2 protein-coding genes are annotated in these 4,875 nt (G+C 65.1%); both read left to right on the top strand.

The features are described 5' to 3' along the window. Positions 1 to 1,009 (top strand): phosphopantetheine-binding protein (locus VFZ66_19405; protein HEX6291360.1); only part of this gene is annotated, 1,009 nt, incomplete at its 5' end. A 76-nt stretch (positions 1,010 to 1,085) separates the two neighbouring features. Next, positions 1,086 to 4,875, top strand: a 3,790-nt coding sequence (locus tag VFZ66_19400) for an amino acid adenylation domain-containing protein (GenBank protein ID HEX6291359.1), incomplete at its 3' end; no start/stop codon positions are given.

Raw genomic sequence — 4,875 nt, 5'->3', positions numbered from 1 at the left:
GAGCCTGCCGAGCGTGATCCCGATCGGGCGTCCGATCGCCAACACGCAGCTCTATGTGCTGGATCGGCAGATGCAGCCGGTGCCGCTGGGCGCGCACGGGGAGCTGTACATCGGCGGCGACGGCGTGGGCCGGGGCTATCTTAATCGCCCCGCGCTGACCGGCGCGACGTTCGTGCCCGATCCGTTCAGCGGCACGGGGGGCGGGCGGCTGTACAAGACGGGCGACCTGGCGCGGTATCTGGCGGACGGCACGCTGGAGTTCCTGGGGCGGATCGACCAGCAGGTGAAGCTGCGCGGCTTTCGGATCGAGCTGGGCGAGATCGAGGCCGTGCTGGCCGAGCATCCCGCCGTGCGCGATGTCGTCGTGCTCGCGCGGGAAGACACGCCGGGCGATCAGCGACTCGTGGCCTATGTGGTAGAGAACCAAGACGCCGATCCTTGGGACATGGCACCCGGAACCGAGAACCAGGAACTCGAAACACGGAGCTCGAAACCCGAATCTCGAACCTTGGAACTCGAAACCTACCTTAAAGCGCGCCTGCCGGAGTACATGGTGCCGGCGGCGCTGGTGCTGCTCGACGCGCTGCCGCTGACCGAGAACGGCAAGGTCGATCGCAAGGCGCTGCCCGCGCCGGAGCTGCACTCCCACGCCGCGTTTGTCGCGCCGCGCACGCCGCTTGAGGAGATCGTGGCCTCGCTGTGGAGTGAGGTGCTGGGCATCGAGCAGATCGGCGTCGATGATAACTTCTTCGATCTGGGCGGTCATTCCCTGCTGGCAACCCAGATCATCGCTCAGATCCACGACACGTTCCAGGTGGATCTGCCGCTGCGTAGCGTCTTTAGCGCGCCGACAGTCGGCACGCTGAGCGCGGAAATATTACGGCATGCGGCGGTCCCGGCGCGCGTCGAGAAGACAGCGCAGTTGTTGTTCCAGATCGCGCAAATGTCCGATAACGAAGTCGAAACCATGCTTGTCGACCAATCACAATCCCCCAGAAGGGAGCGGTGAAAGCGAGAGAGAGATGAGTCAATCTTCCAAATCAAAATTTAAACTCTCTGCCGATCGTCGTGCGCTGCTGGAGGCAATGCTTGAAGCAGAGGGCCTGGACACCCCTTCGCAGCAACGTATTCCTCGCAGAACAGACGACGGCTTTATTCCTTTGTCATTTGCGCAGCAGCGGCTGTGGTTCTTCGACCAGTTGGAGCCGGGCAGCTCGGCATATAATATTGCGGCGGCGATCCGGCTCGACGGATCGCTGAGTCTGATCGCGCTTGAGCAGAGCCTCAACGCGATCGTGCGGCGGCATGAGGTGATGCGCACAACGTTTGCCGCTGCCAAAGGCCAGCCGATCCAGGTGATCGCGCCGGAGCTGACGCTGGACCTGCCGCTGATCGACCTGACCGCGCTACCCGGCCAGACCCGCGAGTCCGAGGCGCAGCGCCTGATGCACGAGGAGGCTCAAAAGCCCTTCGATCTGCATCGCGGGCCGCTGCTGCGCGCTGCCGTGCTGCGGCTGGCTGATCAAGAGCATATTCTGCTGCTGACGATGCACCACATCATCTCCGATGGATGGTCGACGGGCGTGCTGGTGCGGGAGATTGCGCAGCTCTACGCGGCGTACGTCGCCGGGGAGCCGAATCCGGAGCAGACGCGGCTGCCGGAGCTGCCGATCCAATATGCCGATTACGCGATCTGGCAGCGCCAGTGGTTGCAGGGCGAGGCGCTTGACAAAGAGTTAGGATACTGGACGAAACGACTCGGCGGCGCATTGCCGGTTCTGGAGCTGCCGGGCGACTATCCGCGACCTGCCGTGCAGACGCTCAACGGCACGCGACAGCCTTTTGAGCTTCCAGCGGCGCTGAGCGAAAAGATCCGCGAGCTGAGCCGCCAGGAAGACGCGACGCTGTTTATGACGCTGCTGGCGGCGTTTAAGACGCTGCTCTACCGCTACACGCACCAGACCGATCTGCTGGTGGGATCGCCGATCGCCAACCGCACGCGCGCCGAGATCCAGGGCTTGATCGGCTTCTTTGCCAACATGCTGGTGCTGCGCAGCGACCTATCGGGCAATCCGACGTTCCGCGATCTGCTCCGGCAGGTGCGCGAGGTTTCGCTCGAAGCCCACGCCCATCAAGACCTGCCCTTCGAGAAGCTGGTCGAGGTCTTGCAGCCGGAGCGTGATCTGAGCCATAATCCGCTCTTCCAGGTGGCGTTCGCGCTTGAGAGTGCGCCGATCTCTAACACCAGGATGGCGGGGCTGACGCTGACGCAGCTCGAAACCGACAGCGGCACGTCGCGCTTCGACCTGACGCTCTTTGTCACCGACGAGGGCGATAAGCTCAGCGGCGCGGTGGAGTACAACACCGATCTCTTCGCGCCCGCGACAATCGCGCGGCTGCTGGGCCACTACCAGGCGCTGCTGGAAGTGATCGTCGCCGATCCCAACGAGCGGATCGCGTACCTGCCGCTGCTGACAGAGGCCGAGCGCCAGCAGATGCTCGTCGACTGGAACCGCTCCGAGGCCGAGTATCCGCGCGATGCCGCCGTGCATACGCTGATCGAGGCCCAGGCGGCGCGCACGCCCGACGTACCCGCAATCGTCTTCGCGGGCACGGCACTGACGTACGCCGAGCTGAACACGCGGGCGAATCAGCTCGCGCACTATCTGCGGGCGCAGGGCGTCGGCCCCGATGTGCTCGTCGCGCTGTGTGTCGAGCGCTCGCTGGAGATGATCGTCGGCATGCTGGCGATCCTCAAGGCGGGCGGCGCGTATGTGCCCCTCGACCCGGCCTATCCTCAAGAGCGCCTGGCCTATATGCTGAGCCACACCCGCGCGCCGGTGATTCTGACCCAGGCCGCGCTCGTCGCGCGCCTACCGGAGCATCAGGCGCAGGTGTTTTGCCTCGACGCCGACTGGCCGCTGCTGGCCGATCAGCCAACCAGCAACCCGGTGCGGATCGTGGACGGCGACCACCTGGCCTATATCATCTTCACCTCCGGCTCGACGGGCCGACCAAAGGGCGTGATGGTCACGCAGCGCGGCCTGATCAATCTGGTCTTCGGTCTGCGCGCCTACTTCAACGATCCGGCGGTCCAAACGACGGGCCTGATCACCTCGATCAGCTTCGACATTTCGGTCAACCAGATCTTCCCGACGCTGATCTTTGGCCGGACGCTGCACATCATCCCCGATGCGGTCAAGTTCAATAGCCGCACCCTGCTGCGCTACCTGCACGAGCAGCAGGTGCATCTGCTCGACGCGGTGCCATCTTACATGCAAGCGGTGTTGAACGAGGTCGCGCCGGAGCAGCCCCCGAACGCGCTGCGCTACCTGCTGATCGGCGGTGAGAAGCTAGAGCAGCGCTTGCTTCAGGCGGTCTTCGGCCAGCTTGGTCCAGCCGTCGAGATCGTCAACATCTACGGCCTGACCGAGATCAGCGACATCAACGCGCTCGGCGTGCTGCGGGCGAGCGACCTGGGCAAGCCGATTACGGTGGGCACGCCGCTGCAAAACAACCGGATCTACATCCTCGACCAGCACAACCAGCCGCAGCCCATCGGCATCGCGGGCGAGGTCTGTGTGGCAGGCGCGAGCGTCTCGCGCGGCTACCTGTTCCGCCCGGAGCTGACCGCCGAGCGCTTCGTCGCGTGTCCGTTCGAGGACGGCCAGCTTATGGTGCGTACCGGCGATCTTGGCCGCTGGCAGCCCGACGGCACGATCGAGATCCTGGGCCGGATCGACCATCAGGTCAAGATTCGGGGCTTCCGCATCGAGATCGGCGAGATCGAGGCCGTGCTTTGCCAGCATGAGGCCGTTCACGAGGCGGTGGTCACGCTGCGCGAGGATACTCCGGGCGAGAAGCGCCTGGTGGCGTATATCGAACCAAGAACGGTCGCCCTCCGGGCACATCAGGAACCATCTGCTGAGCGTGATGACTCCGATGCTCGGCGCTCGGTGCTTGGCCCTGCCGAGCTGCGCCAGCTCCTGGGCAAACAGCTTCCCGACTACATGGTACCGAGCGCGTTTGTCTTTCTGGACACGCTGCCGAAGACGCCCAACGGCAAAATCGATCGCAAGGCCCTGCCCGCGCCGGAGCTAGCGGCGGAGCTGGACGAGTGCTTCGTCGCGCCGAGTAATCCGATCGAGGAGCTGCTGGCGAGCGTCTGGGCCGATGTGCTGGGCGTGGAGCGGGTGGGCACGCGCGACAACTTCTTCGAGCTGGGCGGCCACTCGCTGCTGGCAACGCAGATCGCCTCGCGGGTGCGTGAAGCGTTCCAGGTGGAGCTACCCGTGCGCGGCCTGTTCGAGGCTCCCACGGTCGCGGAACTGGCCGAGCGTATCGCGGCGCTCAAGGGTAGTCTGCCCAGCGTGCAGGCACCGCCGATCCAGCCCGTGGAGTGGGACGGCCCGCTGCCGCTGTCGTTTGCGCAGCAGCGCCTCTGGCTGCTGGATCAGTTCGAGCCCAACACCGCGACCTACAATATCCCGGCGGCGGTGCGGCTGCGCGGCTCGCTCGATCTGGCGGCCCTGGAGCGCACCCTGACCGAGATCGTGAGGCGGCAGGCCAGTCTGCGTACGACCTTCACCCAGGTAGCGGGACAGCCCGTGCAGGTGATCGCCGCGACGCCGATCGTGCCGCTGCCAGTGATCGACCTGCGCTCGCTGCCCGACGCTCTGCGCGAGGACGAGGCGCGGCGGTTGACCGACGAGGAAGCGCTGCGGCCCTTCGATCTTCAGTACGGCCCGCTCTGCCGCTTCACCGTGCTGCGCATCGCCGACGACGACCATATGCTGCTGGTGACGATGCATCATATCGTCTCGGATGGCTGGTCGATCAGCGTCTTCGTGCGCGAGCTGAGCGCGCTCTACACCG

This window comes from Herpetosiphonaceae bacterium, from assembly GCA_036374795.1.
GTDB lineage: Bacteria > Chloroflexota > Chloroflexia > Chloroflexales > Kallotenuaceae > LB3-1.
This window is presented reverse-complemented; position numbering and strand designations above follow the sequence as displayed.